We start from the raw sequence: 2,201 nt of genomic DNA on the forward strand, positions 1-2,201 counted from the left end.
GCGCTTCCCCGACGGGCACACGGTGCTCCTGCTGTCCGAAGGCCGGCTGCTCAACCTCGGCAACGCCACCGGCCATCCCAGCTTCGTCATGTCGAACTCGTTCACCAACCAGGTGATCGCGCAGATCGAGGTGTTCACGAAACCCACCGAGTTCGAGCGGCAGGTGTACGTGCTGCCCAAGCACTTGGACGAGAAGGTCGCCCGGCTGCACCTGGCGGCGCTGGGTGTGAAGCTCACCGTCCTGTCGAAGAGGCAGGCCGAGTACATCGGCGTGCACGTCGAGGGCCCGTACAAGCCCGACCACTACCGGTACTAGTCCGCCTCCCCGGGATTAAAAGTGTGCGTTGCGTTCCGGCGGATGGTGCGGGTGTCGGGGTGGGTGGTGGTTGGGTGCCGTCACGGTCCCCTGAGGTTCCGGTGGATGGTGGCTAGGTGCCGTCGCGGTCCCCTGAGGTTCCGGTGGTCGGCGTGGTCGGCGTGGTCGGCGTGGTTGGCGCAGGACTTCACTCGAAGATCTACGAGACAGGCCTTATACGGCCGTCACCTGCTCCGCCCCTAGCCACGCCGGCTGCTCAGGTCGTGGCGGGGGTGGGCCGGTGGGCGGGTTGGAACAGCTCGATCAGGTTGCCGGCGGGGTCGGCGAGCAGGATTTGGCGGCCGCCGGGGCCGGCGATCTCGTCGCTGCGGAAGGACAGGCCGGCGTCGCGGAGGCGGGCGATCTCGGCGGACAGGTCGTCGACGACGAGGTGGATGCGGTTGCGGCCGGCGGCGGTGGCGTCCTCGGGCGTGGCGCGGGCGCCGGAGCTGGCGGGGCCGGACAGCAGGAGCCGCAGCGGGCCGCGGACCACGTCGGCGAAGGCGGGGGCGGCGCTGGTGTTCACGGTGAAGCCGAGGTGGGCGGTGTAGAAGTCGATGGCCGCCTGGACGTCGTCGACGAGGTATCGGACGCTGGCGTACTGGTCGGTCACGCTGGACTCCTTAACTGTGGAGGATCAACTGTCGAGGACCGGCAGCAGGTGCCGGACGCGGGTGTCGATGTCGGCCGCGGTGTGGTGAAAGGCGGGGTAGCCGGCGGGGTCGGGGATGCTCCAGTGGATCCGCCGGGGGTGGTGGGGGAACTCGGGGCAGGCTTCGCGGGCCTTGTCGCACAACGTGATCACGTGGTCGAACCGGCGGCGGGCAACGGTGTCGAGATGCCGCGGGTCCTGGCCGGCGACGTCGATGCCGAAATCCTCGCGCAGAACCCGCACGGCCTGGGGGTGCAGCTGCGGCTTGGGGTGGCTGCCGGCGCTGGTCACGGTCACCCCGCCGGCGGTGTGGTGGCGCAGCAGCGCTTCGGCGATGGGTGAGCGGGCGCTGTTGCCGGTGCACACGAACAGCACGGCGATGCCTCCCGGCCGCTGAAGGCCGACCGGAGCGACCGGTGGGACGTGCAACGCCGGGTGCAGCGCGGCGCCCGCCTCGGCCAGCGCGGCCGCGCAGCGGTCCAGGTCCAGGTGGTAGTAGCTGTCCCGGCCGTCGAAGCTGCTGCGGGTGGCGGTGACCAGCCCCCCGTCGCGCAGCAGCCGCAGGTGGTAGGAGACCAGGTTCTGTGGCTGGCCGACCCGGGTGACGAGCTCGCGGACCCGGTAGTCGCTGCCGGCGAGCGCGGTCAGCAGGCTCCAGCGCAGGGGGTGGCCCGCCAGCCGGAGGAACCCCGGTGGCGTGGCGACGTGATCCGAGGGCACCACGAGCAGAGAATACATCAAACTCATTTGATGGAGCACCAGGGTTTGGCTGGTGTCCTGGTCGAGTTTCCGTGCACCGGCGTTTCCCTGGTCATCAAGGCCGTAGGGTTCGATCGTGTTTTGTGGCAGACCTCGCGTGAAACGGCGGCCGGGCGGTGTGGCCGGGGTCGCCTTTTGTGGGATCCCCACAACGCAGCGGCTCCGGTATGCGCGATGCGGGACATTGGTGTACCCGGCGGTAATCGAGCAGGGTGTAGGCAGGTGCAGGCGACGCTCCGGGACCCGGGACGTCGCCTTCTGTGTGTGAGGTACTTGGGAGGCTCAGCCGGTGTTCAGTCGTGTCGCCATCGTCAACCGTGGAGAGGCCGCGATGCGGCTCATCCACGCTGTCCGGGATCATTCGGCGGAGACCGGGACGCGGGTCGAGACGGTCGCCCTCTACACCGACGCCGACCGCGACGCGACCTTCGTCCG

At 69.6% G+C, this 2,201-nt stretch carries 4 protein-coding genes; 2 read left to right on the plus strand and 2 right to left on the minus strand.

Annotated elements, in window-relative coordinates; genetic code table 11:
• Positions 1 to 316: adenosylhomocysteinase (locus VGD70_RS18610; RefSeq protein WP_331082947.1), on the plus strand; the 316-nt coding region annotated here is incomplete at its 5' end.
• 256 nt (positions 317 to 572) lie between these two features.
• On the opposite strand, the gene VGD70_RS18615 is transcribed toward VGD70_RS18610, so the two are convergent.
• Positions 573 to 968: a VOC family protein gene (locus tag VGD70_RS18615; protein WP_331082949.1), complete on the minus strand. Its 396-nt coding sequence runs from the start codon at positions 966 to 968 to the stop codon at positions 573 to 575.
• Between the two features lie 24 nt (positions 969 to 992).
• Entirely contained in the window at positions 993 to 1,745 is a 753-nt protein-coding gene (locus VGD70_RS18620; RefSeq protein WP_414637995.1) for an ArsR family transcriptional regulator, read from the minus strand.
• 310 nt (positions 1,746 to 2,055) lie between these two features.
• Here VGD70_RS18620 and VGD70_RS36975 point away from each other — a divergent pair.
• Positions 2,056 to 2,201 (plus strand): biotin carboxylase N-terminal domain-containing protein (locus tag VGD70_RS36975; RefSeq protein WP_414637996.1); only part of this gene is annotated, 146 nt, incomplete at its 3' end.

It is taken from the genome of Actinophytocola sp., from assembly GCF_036402745.1.
In the GTDB taxonomy this organism is placed as follows: domain Bacteria; phylum Actinomycetota; class Actinomycetes; order Mycobacteriales; family Pseudonocardiaceae; genus Actinophytocola.